This window comes from Bradyrhizobium sp. WSM3983 (assembly GCF_000473045.1).
Taxonomy (GTDB): Bacteria; Pseudomonadota; Alphaproteobacteria; order Rhizobiales; family Xanthobacteraceae; genus Bradyrhizobium.
The window spans coordinates 164,101-182,561 of record NZ_AXAY01000003.1; the positions used below are offsets into that span (position 1 = coordinate 164,101).

Consider the following 18,461-nt stretch of genomic DNA (forward strand, 5'->3'; position numbering starts at 1 on the left):
TGGGGTTGTTTTCGCGTTTTATTCGAGCTCGATGACCTGGCCGTTCGACAGCGACACGCGTCGGTCCATGCGGGCTGCGAGTTCCATGTTGTGGGTCGCGATCAGCATCGAGACCTTGGTCGCCTTGACCAGCTGCATCAGGGCCTGGAACACGTGGTCTGCCGTGTGCGGATCGAGGTTGCCGGTCGGCTCGTCCGCAAACAGCACGCGCGGCGCATTGGCCACCGCACGCGCGATCGCGACACGCTGCTGCTCGCCACCGGACAGCTCCGCGGGCCGATGGGTGATGCGGTCGCCGAGGCCGAGATAGCCAAGAATCTCCTTGGCGCGCTTGACGCTCTCGGACTTCTTCAGGCCGCGGATCATCTGCGGCATCATCACATTCTCAAGCGCCGAGAACTCCGGCAGCAGCCGGTGCGACTGGTAGACGAAGCCGATATCGGTGCGGCGAAGCTGGGTGCGCTCGATGTCGGGCAGTTGCGAGGTTGGCGCGCCATTGACGTAGACCTCGCCGGAATCGGGCGCTTCGAGCAGGCCCGCAATGTGCAGCAGCGTCGACTTGCCCGAGCCCGACGGCGCGACCAGCGCCACGGATTGCCCCGCCCACAGCGCGAGCTTGGCGTTGTCGAGAATCGTCAGCGCCGCCTCGCCCTGCAGGTACTGCCGTTTTATCTCGTGGAGATAGATGACCGGTACATCTTCCGCCCCCTGCGCCTGCTCCATCAGCCCCTCACTCGTACCGCAGCGCTTCGACGGGATCGAGGCGCGCGGCGCGCCACGACGGGTAGAGCGTCGCCAGGAACGACAGCGTCAGCGCCATGATGACGACGGCCGTGGTCTCGCCGACGTCGATCTCGGCGGGCAGTTTCGACAGGAAGTAGAGTTCCGGCGAGAACAATTCGGTGCTGGTCAGCCAGGACAGGAATTGCCGGATGGATTCGATGTTGAGGCAGATCACCAGCCCAACGAAGAAGCCGACCAGCGTGCCAACCACGCCGATGGAGGCGCCCGTGATCAGGAAGATCCGCATGATCGAGCCCTGCGAGGCGCCCATCGTGCGCAGGATCGCGATGTCGCTGCCCTTGTCCTTCACCAGCATGATCAGGCCGGAGACGATGTTAAGCGCGGCCACCAGCACGATCATGGTCAGGATCAGGAACATCACGTTGCGCTCGACCTGGAGCGCATTGAAGAAGGTCGAATTGCGCTGCCGCCAGTCGACCAGGAATACCGGCCGACCAGCCGCCTCCGTCACCGATTTGCGGAAGGCGTCGATATGGTCGGGATTGGTGGTGAACACCTCGATCGAGGTGACGTCGCTGCTGCGGTTGAAATAGGCTTGGGCTTCGGCAAGTGGCATGAAGACGAAGCCAAGATCGTATTCGGACATGCCGATCTCGAACACCGCGACGATCTTATAGGGCTTGATGCGCGGCGTGGTGCCCATCGGCGTCACGGCGCCCTTCGGCGCCACCAAGGTCACGCTGTCGCCGGCATGCAGCGACAGCTGGTCGGCGAGCCGGCGACCGATCGCGACGCCCTGCCCGTCGTCAAAGCCCTCGAGCGAGCCCTGCTTGATGTTCTTGGCAATCGAGGTGAGGTTGTTGAGGTCGTCGGAGCGGATGCCGCGCACCAGCACGCCCGAGGCGTTCCAGGGCGAGGACGCCAGCGCCTGGCCGTCGACCACGGGGGCAGCCAGCCGGATGCCCTCGACCTGGCTGATGCGCTCGGCGACGTCCTTCCAGTCGGTCAGCGGCGATTCCAGTGGTTGGACCAGGATGTGGCCGTTCAGCCCCAGGATCTTGTCGAGCAGCTCCTTGCGGAAGCCGTTCATCACGGCCATCACGATGATCAGCGTGGCGACGCCGAGCATGATGCCGAGGAAGGAGAACCCGGCAATGACCGAGATGAATCCCTCCTTGCGGCGCGCCCGCAGATAGCGCGCCGACAGCATCCACTCGAAGGGCGCGAAAGGCGCGGTTTGTACGGTTTCGGTCATGGTTTCATCCATCGCTCGATAATCCCATGATTCGGGGGCAATTGTGGCTGGATTACCGGCCCACTATCGCGCGATGAACACTATTCAGCCGACCAGCCGGGCGACCGCGTCCGCAGGCGACATCGTCTCGCGGGAGCCGTCGCTGCGCTTCTTGATCTCGACTTTGCCGTCGGCCAGCCCCTTCGGCCCGATCATGATCTGCCAGGGGATGCCGATCAGATCGGCGGCGGCGAATTTGGCGCCGGCGCGCTGATCGGTGTCGTCATAGAGCACGTCGACGCCTTTGGCGGTGAGCTCGGCATAGAGCTGCTCGCAGGCCGCGTCGACCGCCGCATCGCCCTGCTTGAGGTTGAGAATCGCGACGCGGAACGGGGCCACCGCCTCCGGCCATTTGATGCCGGCATCGTCATGGCAGGCCTCAATGATGGCACCGAGCAGGCGCGAGACGCCGACGCCGTAGGAGCCGCCATGGATCGGCACATCGACGCCGTCGGGGCCGGCCACCAGCGCCTTCATCGCGTCGGAATATTTGGTGCCGAAATAGAAGATCTGGCCGACCTCGATGCCGCGGGTGTTCACGCGCTTCTCTGCCGGCACTTCCTGCTCAAACCGGGCAGCGTCATGGACGTCTTCCGTCGCGGCGTAGACCGAGGTCCACTGCTTGATGATCGGAGTCAGATCGCTCTCATAGTCAACGTCCTCGCCCGGCACCGGCAGGTCCAGCACGTCGCGATTGATGAACACGCCGGATTCCCCGGTCTCAGCGAGCACGATGAACTCGTGGCTGAGATCGCCCCCGATCGGGCCGGTCTCGGCGCGCATCGGGATCGCCTTCAGCCCCATTCGCGCAAAGGTGCGCAAATAGGCGACAAACATCTTGTTGTAGGAGATACGCGCAGCCGCCTCGTTGAGGTCGAAGGAATAGGCATCCTTCATCAGGAACTCGCGGCCGCGCATCACGCCGAAGCGCGGACGCTGCTCGTCGCGGAATTTCCATTGGATATGATAGAGATTCAGCGGCAGGTTCTTGTAGGACTTCACATAGGCGCGGAAGATCTCGGTGACCATTTCCTCGTTGGTCGGCCCGTATAGCAGCTCGCGCTTGTGGCGGTCGGCGATGCGCAGCATCTCCGGGCCATAGGCATCGTAGCGGCCGCTCTCGCGCCAGAGGTCGGCGAGCTGGAGTGTCGGCATCAGCAGTTCCAGCGCGCCGGAGCGGTCCTGCTCCTCGCGGACGATCTGCTCGATCTTCTTCAGCACACGGAAGCCGAGCGGCAGCCAGGCATAGATGCCGGCCGCTTCCTGCCTGATCATGCCGGCGCGCAGCATCAGCCGATGCGAGACGATCTCCGCCTCTTTCGGATTTTCCTTCAGAATGGGCAGAAAGAACCGCGACAACCGCATGGCAATACTCTGGGAATCAGTGATGGCCCGCAGTGAAACCGGATTGGGAGCGAAAACACAAGGCCGGGAATGAGGAAAAGCCGCTAACACGGCGGAATTCCTGTCATTTTTCCGTTGTCTTCAGGTTTGACTTGAACCGTCCGGACCTCAGGGCGGCGCGACCTCGAGCTGGTCCTCGAGGGTGATCTTCTCGAAATCGGTCACCAGCGCGTCGATCCGCATGTGCCAGCGTCCGGCGAAGGGCAGCTCGACCTTGCGCACGTGCCAATAGCCGTCGGACCCGAGCTCGGCGTCGCGCTCCATCGGCTCGATGCCGCGCTCGGGCAGGCTCAGCGCCAGCGTCGTCTCCTTGACCTTCAGCGGCGTCGCCTCGCCGGTCATGAGCTGAAGCACGAAATCGTCCACCCCGGCCTTGCCGGGCGACACCAGCACCTGGAACATCGCCTTATCGGTGTGGATGTGGATCGCCAGCGGCGTCTCCGGCACGATGGTCCGCGGCGGCGGCGTGAAGCGCCAGCCGGCGACGACGGCGAAGATGCCGAGCGCGGCCCCACATTCCAGCAGGATCGAACGCTTGAGCGCGGATGCGGCCCCCAGATCTTTCGCCAGTGCTGGCGTCAGCCGATAGCGATTGAGCGCGGCGAGTCCCAGCAGGGACAGGACCAGCGCCAGCTTGACCGAGAGAATGAGGCCGTAGCTGGTCTCGACCAAAGCCTGTGGCTTTTCGAGCTGAATGACCGCAAGCGTGAGCCTAGTCAGCGCCAGCGCGGCAACCACCGGCATCGCGATGCGCGAGAAGCGGTTCAGGAGCGGCAGCACCGCCGATGTCGGCTTCGACAGCAGCGCAGCAAGCGGCGCCAGCGCACCGATCCAGAAGGCGACGGCGAGGCCATGGAGGAAAACCGCCGGCCGCGTCAGCACCTCGGGCGAAGCCGTTGCGGCGTGCCCAGTCATCGCGAGCGACAACCCGACGCCGGCGAGCGCGAACACCGCAAGAGCGCGCGCATACCACGCGCGGCCCAGCGCCATCAGCGCGAGCATCATCGCCGCAATGGCGACGAGCAAGGCGGGGCCGGCGCTGGTCGCAAACGCGATCGTCCAGGGAGCCGCCATCACAAGCGCTGTGGGCGGCAAACCGAGGAGATCGAGACCCAAAACACCCAGCGAGACAACGGCGCTTGGGAGACCGACAAGCAGTGCTGCGCGCGGCACGCGCATGCCCGTCATCGACCACGCGATCCAGCGGCCAAAGAACACGCCGCCGACGCCGACAAACAGTCCGAGATAGAGCCCGATCCGCGACACCCAGATCAGCGCGCTCAACCGGTCGTTCGCATTGGCCGGAGGCTGCGTGGCCGTCGGCGCGCCAACCGAAAAGATCACCGAACCCGCGACGGGATGACCGTCCTGCGAGATCACCCGATAGCTCACGACCGCGGTGCCCTTCGGCAGGTCCGGCGGCATCGCAACCGAAATGCTCTCGCCCGACGTCGTGACGCGCGCATCGTCGCGCGCCCTGCCCGCGCCGTCGATCAATTGGATCGCGCCCGGGGTCACCGCCTCGTTGAAGCGCAATTCTACCGCCTTCGGCGCGCTTGCAAGGATGCTGCCGCTCGCCGGCTCGACCGAGATCAGCCCCGCATGCGCCGACGCGCCGGTCGAAGTGCCGGCGACAGCGAGCAGCATCGCGAGCGCAGCGAGACGACGCATTACGGCTTGGGCAACAGCTTCACGCCGGGCGCCGGCGACTTGTCCTCGTGCGAATGCGCGGCCCCCTCCGCCGGAATTTCGATCCAGCGGCTGACACCCTTCTCGCATTCCTGCACCACCGGGAAATACAGCGTGGCGTTGGGCTTCAGGCTGTCGGTGAGGAAGCTGCTGACGACGAACTCGTCGTAATTGTAGTCCGGCAGCTTGCCGCCGGACCAGACCACTTCCTTCACGCCCGCGGTCAACTTGTTGCCGTGATAGTCGTACGCGTTGGCATATTGGCCCTCGACGATATCAACATTCCAGCCGGCCTTCGACATCGGCTTCACCGCGATGACGCCTTCGGGGACCTGAACGCGGATCTTGACCGTCGGCGAGCCGGAGCAGCCGTGCGGCACGGCGAAGACGGCCTTGTAGGACGCTCCGACCGTGGCCTGCTTGCCTTCGAGATAGACGTGCGCCGCCGCAGGCGATGCGGCGAGCGCAGCCATCAGGATCAGCCAAGGTGTCTTCGACATGTTCGGTCTCCTCGGAGCGACTATTTGATCAAGATGGGCGATTCCACACTGACGTGATCGGTCTCTGAGATCGAAATTCCCAAGCCCAGCATCCAGCGTCCCGGCGTCAACTGCGCCACCTTCACCCGCCAGCCATCGACGCCCTCTCGCGAGGCTTCGACCGGCGCCAGCCTCTTACCGGTCTGCACGTCGGCCAGAGTCACCGAAACGGCTTTAGCCGCAAGCGGCACCTCGTCCGTGGTTTCCAGCTGGATGGTGATCTCGACCGGACCGGCGCGGCCCGGCGAGACCGTCACATTGGCCATCGCCTTCTCAGTGTGCAGGTGCGTGAAGAAGCTATCGTCGTCCGTTGCAGCGGCGAGAGGTGACGTCGCAACAAATGCCAGCGCTGTCGCAACGAGCGTCCCGCACGTCGCGACCTTGACGAAGCGATACAAGTTCATGCCAAGTCCGATCAGGTCCATCACATCTTCATTCCCGAATGACCCGGCGTTTTCATCATCTCCATGTGGCCGGAGTGGCCGGCATCGCCCGGCGCCTGCGCCCCGACGCCCTGGACGTCGAGCGACACCGCGACCTTGCCGGCCTTCTCGAACTCCAAGGTGACCGGCACCTTGTCGCCCTGCTTGAGCGGCGCCTTAAGCTGCTCGAGCATGAAGTGGTAGCCGCCCGGCGCGAACTTGACGGTCTTGCCGGGATCGATGGTCACGCCCTTGTCGAGTGGACGCATCTTCATCACGCCGTTGTCCATGGCCATCTCGTGGATCTCGACCTTGCCGGCGATGTCGGCCGAACCGCCAACCAGCCTATCCGCCGCCGTCCCCTTGTTCTCGATCGTGAGATAGCCGCCGGCGACTTTGGCGCCGCCCGGCGTCGCCCGGCTCCAGGCCTGGGAGATGACGAGGTCGCCCGCCTTGACGTCGTCAGCGCGGACGGGAGCGGCGCAGAGCGCGAGAGCGAACGCGGCGAGCATCACATCTTTCAACATCGTCTTCATATCGGTCTTCCTGTTGGCAGCTTGAATTTCAGTGCGTGGAGAGTTGCTGAGCCGACCATTTCTCGAAATCGGCAATTTCGGCGGAACCTTCGATCGTTGTAACGGTCCCGTCCCGAGTGAGAAGCATTGTCCTGGGAATATCGCCCTGCCAGCTGGGATCGATCTCGAACCGCAAGCGCTCGACAAAGCCGTCGCTAAAGATGAAGTTCTCAGTCGAGGATAGCCCCGCCTTGTCGAGCATTGATTGCGTGGCGGCCGGCAGGTTCGGCACCAGGTCGGCACTGATCGTGACCACGTCGATCTCAGGGTGGTCCTTTGCAAATTGCCCGAGCAACGGCAGCTCGACCTTGCAAGGACCGCACGTCACGCCCCAGAAGTGCACAAGCGTCGGACGACCCGCATGGCTCTTGAGCACGCCTTGCCAAGTACCACGTTCGAACGGCTTGAGAGCCGGCGGCGCTCCGAGAGCAGACGCCGATACGATCAGGATACCCAGACCTAGAATGCCTGCAAATCCACGTCTCATGGCTGCGCCTCGATCGCTGCAAGGCGATAGCCCTCCGCCTTCGTCATCCATGACAAGTACATTTGACGACCATTGGAGACCAGCAAGGGATGGTCGGACGTATCGGTTGTGCTCGATATCGTCTTCGACGGCGACCACGTCTCGCCATCGTCATGCGAAATCGTCATCCGGACCGAGGTCTTTTCGCCGTCGAACTCCTTCCAGACCATTACCGTTCCCCCCGGACCTGCGAGCACGAAGGGTCGCGTCGGGTTGCGATCCAGCCGTCCCAGCGCCATAGGCGCAGAGAAGCTGCGGCCTTCATCGCGTGAGTAAGCGTAGAATAGCCCCTTCCGCACCTTCCCGTTCGTGTACCAGGCGACGTGATAGGTTCCGTTCGGCGCGACCGTGAGACTCGGCCCATGATGCGGGCAGGCGTTGATCTGCCAATCGTCGTTGCTGACCCGATGGACTTCGCCCGGTGTCGAAAGATCGGCGAACGTCACGACTGCGTGGTCGCGTACGCCGCCCTCGAAGATATTTCTGAAAATCACGACAGGCCGCCCAGGCGCTGCAAACGTCAGCCCCAATCGGCAGCATTCGCAGGTGTTGTCGTGCGCGAGACTGGCCTCTGCGTAGGTCGCACCTCCGTCGCGTGACGAAGCAAAGAACAGCCCTGCCCCATCGTACTTCCGGCCGGCCTCCTTCGCAGGGACGCGATTGCGTTTATCGAGCCAAGCCGCGAAGATCGTCCCATCCTGATCGAGGGCCAGGGCCTCAAAACGCTGGCTTTCGTTGTTTGCGGTGATGGGCTTCAGCTCCGCAAAGCTCTTTCCGCCGTCGGACGATCGCGTGTAGAGCACCTGCCCGTTGAAGGCCTCATCCCTGAAGATCGAGAACGCAAGGGCGATTCCGCCGTTGCGACCAATCGCAATCTTCGGCCGGGCATCCGGTCCCCAATCAAGGTTCAGCCGCTTCGTCGTGACCTGAGTGGGGGTCGAGAAGCTCCGGCCCGCATCCTGCGAACTCGCGACCGACACCTGCCCTCCTGCCATCCAGGCAAGCCACAGCGTTCCGTCGGGACCGAATGCGGGCGTCACCTTGGTGGCGCAGCGCAGCGTCGGCTCTTCACAAGCCGCTTCGGACGTGTGCTGACCGTGCATCTGTCCGAGCGCGGGGCTCTGCAAGAGCGCGAGAGCGGCTATCCCGAGCAAGCCAGTTCGGAGCATGGCCTGATTCCTCTCGAAAGCGCGGATCATTTGAACGCCACCTTCATACCCGCAACGAATGTGCGCGGCGAGCCCGCATAGATCGATCCCGTCGTATTTGCGAGCGTGCTCGCAGGGTTTTGAAGACCGGCCGCAGTAACCGAATTGGTGATGTTGTTTGCCGACGCGACATACGTGCGGTCGAAGACGTTTCTGACCTCGAGAAACAAATTCAGGGACCTGAAGGAATCGGACACCAGGTCGGTCTTGTAGTGGACGTTCACGTTAACCAGCTCATAGCCTGGCGCCTTCAAGAGATTCGCGTTGTCCATGTAGAAGGAGTCCTTCCACTGGACCTCCACGAAGCCTCCGAGACCCGCTAACGCTCCGGCAAACTCATCGTAGCCGATCCTGGCAGTCAGCTCGTTGGGCGAAATACCGGGAATCTTGTTGCCTGCCCGGTTGAAGCTGAATACCGCTCCGTTGGTGATGTTCTCGACATACTCCGTGTAGACCTCGTCGAGGTAGGTGTACGCCGTCATCAATCGCCAGCCCGGAGAGAACTTCCAGTCGGTGGCAAGCTCAATTCCGCGATGCTCAGAGCGCGGCGCGTTGAACATGTAGGTTGCGTTGCTCGCACTCGGATTGCTCGCGGCCTGACTCACCAATTCATTTCGGAAAAACTCGTAAAATGCCGTCGCGCTCAGTTTAACTGCATTGCTTGGCATCCAGTCGAAGCCAAGATCATAACCGACATTGGTCTGCGTCTGGAGCTGGGTGTTGTTGCCAAAATCACCATTCGGAAGAACGAACAGATTCGACACTTGCGGTGTTCCGTAGCCAGTCGCCACGCGTCCTCGAAACTGCCATTGCGGATTGAGCCTGTATAACAGCGCCAATTCGGGGGCCGTGTTCTCAATCTTCCGATCGGCCGTGGTGGGCGTAGGAATCGTAGCGATCGGAACGTTGAACGTGTTGTACTTATAGAGGGTATTTACACCCTTTAGAATCGTGGTTTCCCAACCAATTCCAGCTATCGCGGTCAAATCAGGAGTAAGCTTCAGTTCCTCCCTCGCCCGTACCCCGTAGTTGGAGGTATCGCTGAAGGTATTCGCCTGGAGCAGCCCCAACGTGGCGTTTCCGCCAGGCATGACGTTGCGCGTGTCGCTCGACGCCACGAGCGTATTGTACCACGCGCCGACAAGCGTAGTGGAATCCAGGCCGAGGATTTCGCCGCGCTTCGTAATGTCGCTCATGTAGTTGTACGAGGGGAAATCTCCGATCGCGCTGGTCGGGCCAGTCGGCTGGCTGATGTTCCTGTCGTCGAAGACGAACTGGTTTCGCCAAGTCGTGGTGTTGTCGAAGTCGTGCTCCCATCGTCCACCGACAATGGTTCGCCGATCGTTTCGCCCAAGACCCGTTTGCGTTGCCGTCTCGGTGTCCTTGTCGCTTGCGATGCCCGTTCTTGCGTTGAAGCCGTTGTTGAAGAGAGACACGATTGGACATCCGGCCACGCCTGCGCCGGTCGTACAGCCCTGTTGGAATGGATTGGTGTAGAACTGGTTCAGCGACTGCCGAAGCGGCAGCCGCGCGCTCAGGTCGTTGTTGATGATCTTGACCGTGAAGCGATCGTCCGGCGTCGCCTTGAGCGTCCCGAAAAAGTTGACTGTCTGCGTATTGAACCAGCTATTGCCGATATAGCCGTCGCCCCTGGTGTCGCTGGCGAACAGCGACCCCTCGAAATTCCCGACCTTCTTGCCAGCGGCCAGGTAATTGTTGAGGTAGCCATAGCTACCCCCATCGACTCCGTATTCGACGCCATCGATCGTGCCACCTGGCCGCGTCCGGAAATTGAGCGCGCCGCCGGTCGCGTAGTTGCCATAGAGCGCGGACGAGGGTCCGCGGACGACGTCGATCGCACCATAGGCGTGGGGATCGATCAGGTCGCTTCGCGACAGGCCGTCCGGCTGTGTCACCAGGAAGCCGTCATCAAAGATGACGAGATTGCGGATGCCGAAGCTGTTTCGAGCGTTGGATCCGCGAATGGAGATGCCGAAATCGCGCGGCCCGTTTCCTTGTTTGATCGAAATACCTGGACTGTCACGCAGGACGTCGCTCACGGAAAACGAGGGCCGATTGTCGAACTGGCTGCGATCGATCGTCGTCGCAGTCTGCCCGGCAGGCGCCTGATTGAGGCCGTCCCGCGCGGCACTCGCAGTCACTGTCCTGTTCTGGGTCGGAGCGCCAACGGTCGGGTTCGCTGCAACCCGCCGGGTCGAGCGCGCCGCCGAGACGGAGCGTGACCTCGATTGACGCACCAGAGGCTTGGGACGAGCCGCCTGAGGCGCGTCAACGGTTACGGGAGGGAGCGGCTGCTGGACGACCTGGGCTTGCGCGTCGGAGCTGACGGAGGACAGCATCCAGCAAAGCACGGGGAGGCTTGCGCTGTTGAGCGTACGAATACGAAACATCACTTGGATTCCTGACGTCCGGCTTGTCGGCCGGTTCATTAAGCACGCCGTTGGCACAGCATCGCCGCACCAACGGTTCGATCCGTCGTTAGGTCAGGAAAAGTGCGGAGGTCCCCGCGCCTGGGCGCTTGAGCCCTTATGGGTCGCGGCAGCGGACGCACCCGCCGCGTGCCACACCACACGTTCGGCGTGGCGGAAGGGAACGGAGAGCGTTGCGTGCGACGGCGAATCGAACGACGCGTTGGTCTGCGCCAGGCAACACAGCGCGCAGGCACCGGCATGTGCGGTCGGCGCGCCGTTCTGGTCGCTCGGAGCCCCCTGCTCGCTGACGCTGTGGCAGATGACACCGGTGGCAAGCGGATCGGCAACGGCCTGGCCGGCCGCCCAGCAGGCGGCAATCGGCGCCAGCACCTGCATCACCAAGGCGAGCAGGACAACCGATAGGAATTTTTGCAGCCGCGCGCGCATCCGCCGAACCATTCGTTCGCCTACTAACTAAACACCAAGTGAGAGCAGTGTCGAGATCGCATCTTGGCCCTGATTGCCTCAGGACAATCTCCTCGGGAAAGACTATCCCTCGCCCTCGCCAGCCAAGCCGCCCGTGACCCGGCCTGGCGCGGTTCGCGCATGCTGCACCGATAGGCTCTTCCTCTCATTGATTCACGTCACGAGGTGAACGGCGGGATGCAGCGTGCCGAGCAGCCCAACAATGGCGAAGATGGCAAGACCAAGGGCCAGTTCGATACTACTATTCCGTGTTAGCCCGCGCAGCCCACCCGCGCCCGGCTGGGCAAGCCGCGGCGTCAACAACAGCCGGTTGATCGTTGCGAGGGCCAACATCACCGCGAACAGAGCGAGCTTTAGCAGCAGCAATTGTCCGTAGCTGGTGGCGAGCAGCGCGGTAACAGATCCAACCAGGATGACGGCATTAATCGAGCCCGAGAGCATGAGCGCAGTTACGCTAATGATGCCCACCGTCGAAAACCGTTCGACCGCATCGCGGGCGAACGGTTTCGCGTTGTCGCCGTTGGCGGCGGCCAGTAGCAGGATCAGCGGCACCAGGCCGCCTACCCATGCCGCGGCGGCAATCAGATGGAGCGCATCCGCCACAAGATGGAGATACCCCATTGCGCCGATCGTGGCGGCGGAATGGCCCGTCCAGGCAAGGCTTGCCGTGAACGCGAACGAGGCTGCCAGTCCAAGCCGTTGTGCGATCGTCACGTGGTCAGAGGCCAAGCAAGCGGCTACCAAGATTGCAAGGCCCACTCGGACGATCATCACCTGGCCGAACTGGGTTTCGTAGACGACCGTCGATAGCACATCCGCAGTCAACGCATCCTCGAGCTGCAACCCACTCATTGCGGCGGACTGAAGCAACAACCAGATCCCGCCGGAGATCACGGCAACGGCCAGACTGATGCACGAGACCCGTTGTGTCTGGGTACGGAACACGGCAGCCACCGTCGCTTCCGGGTACAAAACAGGCTCGGTGACCACGGTACGAAAAAGCATGTTTCCGGCCATGATCGCCGTAGCCGCGAAATGCACAGCACGCGTCGCAACCAAAGGCGCCCCAGCGGCGGACCAATCCATTGCGGCGACGCCCTTAAGGACCAACCTCGAAGGTGAAGTTCCCGTCGGTCGTATGGGTATCCACCGACAACACGCGCCAGTTGACGTGGTAGGTGCCCGCACCACCACCTTTCAGCGAGACGGACATCTGATTGCCGCTGACGCGCGTCTTGCCGGCTTCGATGCGTTGTCCAGAGGGACCGGTAACCGTTACGGAACTGAACGCCGGCTCCAGTTTCTGCGTGAACCAGAGTGTTACCTCTCTCGGAGGGCTTCCGACCTTGTTGCCGACACGTGGCTCGGCATGATCGAGAAAAGCGTGGGCGCATGCTTGGCCGGTCGTCAAAGAAGCCAGCAGCAGGAGTCCTAGTGATGAGACGCGCATGGTTCAATTCCTTGCAAATGGGCTGGCAGGCTGAACCGCCCCACCGAAGATCGGCTTGCCGATGCCGTGCGGGTCGATGTCGTCCAGGTACAAATGCAATTGAGCGATGAAGCCGACATTGGTTCCGCTTTGCCGATTGATCGGGATCAGCGCCTCCGCGGCGATCTGAAACTTGTTGCCAACCCAGATGACTCCGGGATTGATCGTACCCGTTATCATCGTGCCCGAGGTGAGCGTGTTCGCCACCGGCGTCTGCAAGGTGGCTTCGACGAGCGGGACCAGGTGATTTATGAAATCCGGCAGACCGAGATCGACGACCGCCGATTTCAGATAGGGCATGCTGTACTGGATGGTGCCGCCCCAGTTCAGCACCCGTGGATGGAATTCGGTGTCAGCGGCGCTCAGCCCCGTGTCCGGATCAATCCCGAAGGTGGTGGTGAAATTCCGGCCCGGGATGGCGTAGCCGACCTGGCCCGTGATCGCTACCGGCCGAAGCCAGGAGATCGTGTCGGGAAGATCGCCAAAGCCTTTGCCGAAATAGATCGTAGGCGTGTAGGTGTTGAACGGATCCGCTCCCACGCTTTGCGCGCCCGTGCCGCCCCATTCCACGCTCAAACCTACCGACATCACAAATTCATGCACGGGGTCCTTGAATACCCGATACTTGAACGTGGTTTCCAGATTCTGGAATCCGTTGGCCCCGGGGACCGTTGCGTCGATCGGACCGAGGAAAGTGTAGGTCGAGCCAAATGAGATCGCGAAATCCTCGGTGATCCGCTTGGAGAACTCGCCGGACACGTCGCGCTGCCGAACGGGCGGAACGTCACCGGTCTTGAAGCTGTCGAAGGTGGGAAGCGAGAGTTCATCGTTAACGCCGGGATCGTCGATTCCGAGCGTTGCCGGAAAGAAGCGGTTGCCGACGATCTCGTGGGCAAGGCTTCTGGAAACAAGACTTGGGGAGAGAGAACAAAGCGCAATAGCGAGGCCCGACAGGCCCGCGCGCGCGCCACTGATAGACATGGGAAGTCTCCGCAAGAAAGCACAGCGACATGCAGGTTCAAGCGGCCGGTCCGGCCGCGAAACTCACATCAAATACGGAGGCGCGCGCGCTTGGGCGTTGGAACCGCCAAGTAAAGTGACTACGCCTGCATCCGCCGCGTGCCACACCGCGCGCTCGGCGTGGCGGAAGGGAACGGAGAACGTTGCGTGCGACGGCGAATCGAACGACGCGTTGGCCTGCGCCAGGCAACACAGCGCGCAGGCACCGGCATGCGCGGTTGGCGCGCCGTTCTGGTCGTTCGGAGGCCCCTGCTCGCTGGCGCTATGGCAGATGACACCGGTGGCAAGCGGATCGGCAACGGCCTGGCCGGCCGCCCAGCAGGCGGCAATCGGCGCCAGCACCTGCATCACCAAGGCGAGCAGGACAACCGGTAGGAATTTTTGCAGCCGTGCGCGCATCCGCCGAACCATTCGTTCGTCTGCTAACTAAACACCGTGCCGGTCCCGAGTCGAGGACACATCGCCAGCCTTGTTGGGATGGCGCAAATTTCTCGAAAAATGTGTTCGGAGGGACTCCATCCCGAAGCCGTGTCCGGCATTTGAGGCAGTCGCGCCGTCCTGCCCATCCACAGAATTCTTATGTTTGTCATATACTTATGGGGTTAACAGCCCGATCATTTCGTCAGCTGCTCTAATTTTGAACAATCGTTGCCGAAAATGATGACAAGTGAGAAAAGTTGATCTAGCATCCTCTTGCTCAGGCTAGCCGCGAGGTCAAAGTCTGGTGGTCCAAGTCTCGGGAGGAGCCCCTGGCGCGCAAAACGCAGCGTCGCCCCGCCAATCAAGATCAAATCTTAGAATCGGGGATAATAGGGTCGACACAATTTTTGAGCGGGGCTAGGGCCCCGCTCTTTTTTTGCCTGCGCGGCTGATGTGCCGGTGAGTGCTTCTCCCAATCCGATCGAGCGGAGCTTTGAACGCGCGGCCTCGCGCGGTGCGGATCTGACGCCGCTGGTTGAGTGGCATCAACTCTTGTGACAGACTTTCCACATCGGTCGCGCAATCAATGACGCGCCGACGATAAATTATATGGGAGCGAGCGATGTCCGGGACGAAAGATTTCTCGACGACGAGGCGCGATCTTCTTCAGGCGGCAGCGACCGCCGGCGCCGCGACTGCCATCCTCGGCAGCATGGGCATAAACCCAGCACTTGCAGCCGAAGTCGGACGATCCGAGAAGCCGCTGAAGGCGGCATTCTCCAACGCAGGCCTTCAGGCGACCTGGTGCGCACAGGGCAAGCAGGCCGCGGAATTCTGGGGCAAGCTGTTCAATGTCGAAGTGACCTGGTTCGATGGCCAGCTCGATGCCGTGAAGCAGCGTGCAGCGATCGACAACATGGCGTCGCAGAAATGGGACTTTGTTGCGATCCAGGCGTTCGGCATCGGCACCCTTACCCAGCCCGTGCAGAAGATGATCGACGCCGGCACGCCTGTCATCGACATGGACACGCTGATTGCGCCGCTCGACCAGATCAACGTCCACTCCTTCCTCGCTCCCGACAACGAGTTCATGGGCGCCTCGGTGACGCAGGCGCTGTGCAACGCGATGGGCGGCAAGGGCAAGATCATCATGACCCAAGGCGCGCTCGGCCACACCGGCGCGCAGGGCCGCGCCAAGGGGTTCAACAATGTCGTCAAGCAATTCCCCGGCATCGAGGTGCTCGACACCCAGCCGGCCGACTGGGACGTCTCCAAGACCGCGCGGCTCTGGGAGACCTATCTGACCAAGTACCCGCAGATCGACGCGGCGTTCTTCCACAATGACGACATGGCGCTTGCGGCCGCCAACATCATGAAGGCGCACAACCGCAGCAACATCCTGATCGGTGGTGTGGACGCGATGCCGCCGGCGATCCAGGCGGTGAGCGAGGGCCGGATGTTCGCAACTGTCCGCAACCCGTCCTGCCGCATCCATGGCGGCGCGATCATCGCCGGTGTCGCGGCTGTGGTCGGTGGCGAGAAGAGTGGACAGGGCATCCCCAAGAACGTTGTCACCGACGGCCCGGTCGTGACCAAGGCCAACGCCGCCGGCATGCAGTGGATGGAAGATCACTTCCTGATCTGAAATCCTCCAAGACTTGAACTTTCATGCCTGAGGGTCAACAGCCCATCCTGGAACTCCAGGGCATCACGAAGAGCTTCGGCGGCGTCGAAGCGCTTCGTGGTGTCGACTTCGCGCTTCTCCCCGGCGAGATCCACGGTCTCGTCGGCGAGAACGGCGCTGGCAAAAGCACGCTGATGAAGATCATCGCCGGCGTGCACACCGAATTCTCCGGCCGCTTCCTGATCGACGGGGCGGAGACGCATTTCCGCTCGGCCCGCGATGCGCATGCGGCCGGCATCGCCATGGTGCATCAGGAGCTCTCGGTTGCGCCCGACCTGACGGTCGCGGAGAACGTCTTCCTCGGCAACCAGCCGACCAACGCCCTCGGCCTCGTGCAATGGCGGCGCATGGCGCGCGAGGCCGGCGAGCAGCTTTCTCGATTCGGCATCGACGTCGATCCGATGTCGCGGCTCGGCGACTTGCCGATCGGGCTGCAGCAGCTGATCGAGATCGCCCGCGTGCTGTTCTCGGGCGCGCGCATCGTCATCCTGGACGAGCCGACCTCCGCCCTCTCCCCGCCCGAGGTCGAACGGCTGTTTACGACGCTGCGGCGGCTGCGCGAACAAGGCACCGCCATCGTCTTCATCTCGCATTTCATCGAGGACATTCTTCGCGTGTCCGACACCGTCACCGTGTTCCGCAACGGGCGCAAGGTCGCCGAGACCGCGAGCGCCGCGACCACCAAGGGCGCGCTGATCGAGGCCATGATCGGCCGCGGCGGCGAAGCGCTCGAGCACAGCTACACCGACGATCTCATGCTGCCGCGGCCGAGCGACAGCTCGGTCATCCTCAAGGTCGATCAGCTGTCGCTGGCCCGCAGCCTCCAGGACGTCTCCTTCGAGGCCCGCGCCGGCGAGGTGCTCGGCATCTACGGCTTTATGGGCTGCGGCCAGCAGGAGCTGTCGCGCATCCTGTTCGGCAAGCTGAAGCCGGACGCCGGCACGCTGATCGTCGAGGGCAAGCCAAAAAGCTTCGCCAGCACGGCGGCGGCGCGGCGTGCGGGCGTGGCGCTGGTGCCCGAGAGCCGGCGCGCCATGCTGTTTCACCAGGAGCCGGTCTACAAGAACATCTCGATCAGCATTCTGGACCGCATCTCGTCTTTGCTGCTCAAGCCGGCGCTAGAGCGCGACGTCGCCCAGCGCCAGGTCGAGCAGTTGCAGATCAGGCCGCCGGTGGTCGGCCTCGACCTCGGCATGCTCTCCGGCGGCAACCAGCAGAAGGTCGCACTCGCAAAGTGGCTGACCTATCCGCCCAAGCTCCTCGTGCTGTGCGAGCCGACCCGCGGCATGGATGTCGGCGCCAAGAACGACGTCATCAACATCGTCCGCGACCTCCGCGCCAAGGGGCTCGCGATCATCGTGCTGTCGACAGAACCGGAAACGGTGCTGTCGCTGGCCGACCGCATCCTCGTGCTCAAGCGCGGCGCTGTGGTGCGGGAATTCAAGAACGAGCCGGTCAGCAAAGACCGCCTGCTCGAGGCGGCGTGACGGAGAAGCACCATGGTGAGCAGTGAGACGGCACCAGCGGCGGGACAGCGCGCGCGGGGCCTTGCGCCCTTCCTGCGCTCGCAGATGCGTAACATCGCGCCGTTCCTGACGCTGATCTTCCTGTCCGCGTTCTTCGCCTTCGCCAGCCCCTCCTTCGCGACGATCGACAATCTCGGCAACATCCTGACGCAAGTGTCGGTGACCGGCATCATCGCTGTCGGCCTCACCTTCGTGATCCTCTGCGCCGAGATCGACCTCTCGATCGCCAGCATCGCCAACGTCACGGGCATCGCCGTCGCCTTCTTCACGGTCCAGGAATCCTACGTCAACATCGCCAATCTTCCGCTGCCCGGCGCCGCCGCGATCCTGCTCGCGATCGCGCTCTGCGCCCTGCTCGGCCTTGTCAACGCGCTGGGGCTCACCGTGATCGGCATCCCCTCCTTCATCATGACGCTGGCGATGATGCAGATCGCGGCCGGCATCTCCGCGATGCTCGTGCGCGGCCAGATCGCCTACAAGGTGCCGAGCCTGATCACCACGCTCGGCTCCGGCTCGATCGGCGGCATCCCCTGGATCGTCATCGTCGCGGCCATCATGCTGCTCGGCGGCCATCTGGTGCTGACCTACACGCGCTTCGGCCGCTACGTCTACATGGTCGGCGGCAATCGCGAGGCGGCCGAATATGCCGGCCTCAACGTCAAGCTCATCCTCGGCGCGGTCATGGTGATCTCGGCGGTGTGCTCGGGCATCGGCGGCATGCTCGGTGTCGCCCATTTCGGCAGCGCGCAGCAGAACGAGTTCGACACCTACCTGCTCGACTCCATCGCCGCCGTCGTGGTCGGCGGCACCAGCCTGTTCGGCGGCCGCGGCGGCATCGGCAACACCATCGTCGGCCTGTTCGTGCTCGGTGTCTTGAACAACGGCCTCGACCACGTCAACATCGACAGCTTCTTGAAGATCCTGATCCGCGGCCTGATCCTGCTGGTGGCGCTGGTCATCAACGTCTATGCGCAGCGGCTGAGGGAAAAAGCAGCGGAGTAGA

At 62.8% G+C, this 18,461-nt stretch carries 18 protein-coding genes; 3 read left to right on the forward strand and 15 right to left on the reverse strand.

Annotated elements, in window-relative coordinates:
- Positions 1–18: 18 nt before the first annotated feature.
- From YUA_RS0105895 to YUA_RS0105965, 15 genes are all read right to left on the reverse strand, one after another.
- Positions 19–723 (reverse strand): ABC transporter ATP-binding protein, encoded by a 705-nt coding sequence (locus YUA_RS0105895; protein ID WP_027529845.1) that lies wholly within the window; start codon positions 721–723, stop codon positions 19–21.
- A gap of 7 nt (positions 724–730) precedes the next feature.
- Positions 731–2,011, reverse strand: a complete 1,281-nt coding sequence (locus tag YUA_RS0105900) for a lipoprotein-releasing ABC transporter permease subunit (protein ID WP_027529846.1) — start codon at positions 2,009–2,011, stop codon at positions 731–733.
- A gap of 72 nt (positions 2,012–2,083) precedes the next feature.
- Entirely contained in the window at positions 2,084–3,403 is a 1,320-nt protein-coding gene (gene proS, locus YUA_RS0105905) for a proline--tRNA ligase (protein ID WP_027529847.1), read from the reverse strand.
- 147 nt (positions 3,404–3,550) lie between these two features.
- The gene (locus tag YUA_RS0105910) at positions 3,551–5,113 is read right to left on the reverse strand and encodes a copper resistance CopC/CopD family protein (RefSeq protein WP_027529848.1); all 1,563 of its coding nucleotides are present in this window, start codon (positions 5,111–5,113) and stop codon (positions 3,551–3,553) included.
- Positions 5,113–5,631, reverse strand: coding sequence for a YcnI family protein (locus YUA_RS0105915; protein ID WP_027529849.1), 519 nt, complete (start codon positions 5,629–5,631; stop codon positions 5,113–5,115). The genes YUA_RS0105910 and YUA_RS0105915 overlap by 1 nt, the downstream gene beginning before the upstream one ends.
- Positions 5,632–5,651: 20 nt before the next feature.
- On the reverse strand, positions 5,652–6,095 hold the full coding sequence (locus YUA_RS43550; RefSeq protein ID WP_245285112.1) for a hypothetical protein: 444 nt from the start codon (positions 6,093–6,095) through the stop codon (positions 5,652–5,654).
- Positions 6,095–6,628, reverse strand: coding sequence for a copper chaperone PCu(A)C (locus YUA_RS0105925; RefSeq protein ID WP_027529850.1), 534 nt, complete (start codon positions 6,626–6,628; stop codon positions 6,095–6,097). Before YUA_RS0105925 ends, YUA_RS43550 begins: the two co-directional genes overlap by 1 nt.
- Positions 6,629–6,656: 28 nt before the next feature.
- On the reverse strand, positions 6,657–7,154 hold the full coding sequence (locus YUA_RS0105930) for a TlpA disulfide reductase family protein (RefSeq protein WP_027529851.1): 498 nt from the start codon (positions 7,152–7,154) through the stop codon (positions 6,657–6,659).
- Positions 7,151–8,362, reverse strand: coding sequence for a sialidase family protein (locus YUA_RS0105935; RefSeq protein WP_027529852.1), 1,212 nt, complete (start codon positions 8,360–8,362; stop codon positions 7,151–7,153). The genes YUA_RS0105930 and YUA_RS0105935 overlap by 4 nt, the downstream gene beginning before the upstream one ends.
- A gap of 26 nt (positions 8,363–8,388) precedes the next feature.
- Positions 8,389–10,812, reverse strand: coding sequence for a TonB-dependent receptor (locus tag YUA_RS0105940; RefSeq protein ID WP_027529853.1), 2,424 nt, complete (start codon positions 10,810–10,812; stop codon positions 8,389–8,391).
- Between the two features lie 93 nt (positions 10,813–10,905).
- On the reverse strand, positions 10,906–11,292 hold the full coding sequence (locus YUA_RS0105945) for a DUF2946 family protein (RefSeq protein WP_035970546.1): 387 nt from the start codon (positions 11,290–11,292) through the stop codon (positions 10,906–10,908).
- Between the two features lie 180 nt (positions 11,293–11,472).
- The gene (gene copD / locus YUA_RS0105950; protein WP_027529855.1) at positions 11,473–12,405 is read right to left on the reverse strand and encodes a copper homeostasis membrane protein CopD; all 933 of its coding nucleotides are present in this window, start codon (positions 12,403–12,405) and stop codon (positions 11,473–11,475) included.
- A gap of 13 nt (positions 12,406–12,418) precedes the next feature.
- Positions 12,419–12,769 carry a copper resistance CopC family protein gene (locus YUA_RS0105955; RefSeq protein ID WP_027529856.1) on the reverse strand — a complete coding sequence of 117 codons (351 nt, stop codon included), beginning with the start codon at positions 12,767–12,769 and terminating at the stop codon, positions 12,419–12,421.
- Between the two features lie 3 nt (positions 12,770–12,772).
- Positions 12,773–13,789: a hypothetical protein gene (locus YUA_RS0105960; RefSeq protein WP_027529857.1), complete on the reverse strand. Its 1,017-nt coding sequence runs from the start codon at positions 13,787–13,789 to the stop codon at positions 12,773–12,775.
- Positions 13,790–13,852: 63 nt separating this feature from the next.
- Positions 13,853–14,227, reverse strand: coding sequence for a DUF2946 family protein (locus YUA_RS0105965; RefSeq protein ID WP_027529858.1), 375 nt, complete (start codon positions 14,225–14,227; stop codon positions 13,853–13,855).
- Positions 14,228–14,870: 643 nt separating this feature from the next.
- Here YUA_RS0105965 and YUA_RS0105975 point away from each other — a divergent pair.
- Genes YUA_RS0105975 through YUA_RS0105985 form a run of 3 tightly spaced genes read left to right on the forward strand, consistent with a single transcriptional unit; the run spans position 14,871 to position 18,460 of the window.
- On the forward strand, positions 14,871–15,893 hold the full coding sequence (locus tag YUA_RS0105975) for a sugar ABC transporter substrate-binding protein (protein ID WP_027529859.1): 1,023 nt from the start codon (positions 14,871–14,873) through the stop codon (positions 15,891–15,893).
- Positions 15,894–15,916: 23 nt separating this feature from the next.
- Positions 15,917–17,419 (forward strand): sugar ABC transporter ATP-binding protein, encoded by a 1,503-nt coding sequence (locus YUA_RS0105980; RefSeq protein WP_027529860.1) that lies wholly within the window; start codon positions 15,917–15,919, stop codon positions 17,417–17,419.
- 12 nt (positions 17,420–17,431) lie between these two features.
- Positions 17,432–18,460: an ABC transporter permease gene (locus tag YUA_RS0105985; protein ID WP_027529861.1), complete on the forward strand. Its 1,029-nt coding sequence runs from the start codon at positions 17,432–17,434 to the stop codon at positions 18,458–18,460.
- The last annotated feature ends 1 nt before the right edge of the window (position 18,461 follow it).

Bases quoted from the DNA above. Each gene is read 5' to 3' on its own strand.
- YUA_RS0105985 (WP_027529861.1), top strand. From the start codon at position 17,432: ATGGTGAGCAGTGAGACGGCACCAGCGGCGGGACAGCGCGCGCGGGGC.
- YUA_RS0105945 (WP_035970546.1), bottom strand. From the start codon at position 11,292: ATGGTTCGGCGGATGCGCGCGCGGCTGCAAAAATTCCTATCGGTTGTC.
- YUA_RS0105935 (WP_027529852.1), bottom strand. From the start codon at position 8,362: ATGCTCCGAACTGGCTTGCTCGGGATAGCCGCTCTCGCGCTCTTGCAG.
- YUA_RS0105900 (WP_027529846.1), bottom strand. From the start codon at position 2,011: ATGGATGAAACCATGACCGAAACCGTACAAACCGCGCCTTTCGCGCCC.
- YUA_RS0105940 (WP_027529853.1), bottom strand. From the start codon at position 10,812: ATGTTTCGTATTCGTACGCTCAACAGCGCAAGCCTCCCCGTGCTTTGC.
- YUA_RS0105965 (WP_027529858.1), bottom strand. From the start codon at position 14,227: ATGCGCGCACGGCTGCAAAAATTCCTACCGGTTGTCCTGCTCGCCTTG.
- YUA_RS0105955 (WP_027529856.1), bottom strand. From the start codon at position 12,769: ATGCGCGTCTCATCACTAGGACTCCTGCTGCTGGCTTCTTTGACGACC.
- copD (WP_027529855.1), bottom strand. From the start codon at position 12,405: ATGGATTGGTCCGCCGCTGGGGCGCCTTTGGTTGCGACGCGTGCTGTG.
- YUA_RS0105915 (WP_027529849.1), bottom strand. From the start codon at position 5,631: ATGTCGAAGACACCTTGGCTGATCCTGATGGCTGCGCTCGCCGCATCG.
- YUA_RS0105910 (WP_027529848.1), bottom strand. From the start codon at position 5,113: ATGCGTCGTCTCGCTGCGCTCGCGATGCTGCTCGCTGTCGCCGGCACT.
- YUA_RS0105925 (WP_027529850.1), bottom strand. From the start codon at position 6,628: ATGAAGACGATGTTGAAAGATGTGATGCTCGCCGCGTTCGCTCTCGCG.
- proS (WP_027529847.1), bottom strand. From the start codon at position 3,403: ATGCGGTTGTCGCGGTTCTTTCTGCCCATTCTGAAGGAAAATCCGAAA.
- YUA_RS0105975 (WP_027529859.1), top strand. From the start codon at position 14,871: ATGTCCGGGACGAAAGATTTCTCGACGACGAGGCGCGATCTTCTTCAG.
- YUA_RS0105895 (WP_027529845.1), bottom strand. From the start codon at position 723: ATGGAGCAGGCGCAGGGGGCGGAAGATGTACCGGTCATCTATCTCCAC.
- YUA_RS0105980 (WP_027529860.1), top strand. From the start codon at position 15,917: ATGCCTGAGGGTCAACAGCCCATCCTGGAACTCCAGGGCATCACGAAG.
- YUA_RS0105960 (WP_027529857.1), bottom strand. From the start codon at position 13,789: ATGTCTATCAGTGGCGCGCGCGCGGGCCTGTCGGGCCTCGCTATTGCG.
- YUA_RS43550 (WP_245285112.1), bottom strand. From the start codon at position 6,095: ATGGACCTGATCGGACTTGGCATGAACTTGTATCGCTTCGTCAAGGTC.
- YUA_RS0105930 (WP_027529851.1), bottom strand. From the start codon at position 7,154: ATGAGACGTGGATTTGCAGGCATTCTAGGTCTGGGTATCCTGATCGTA.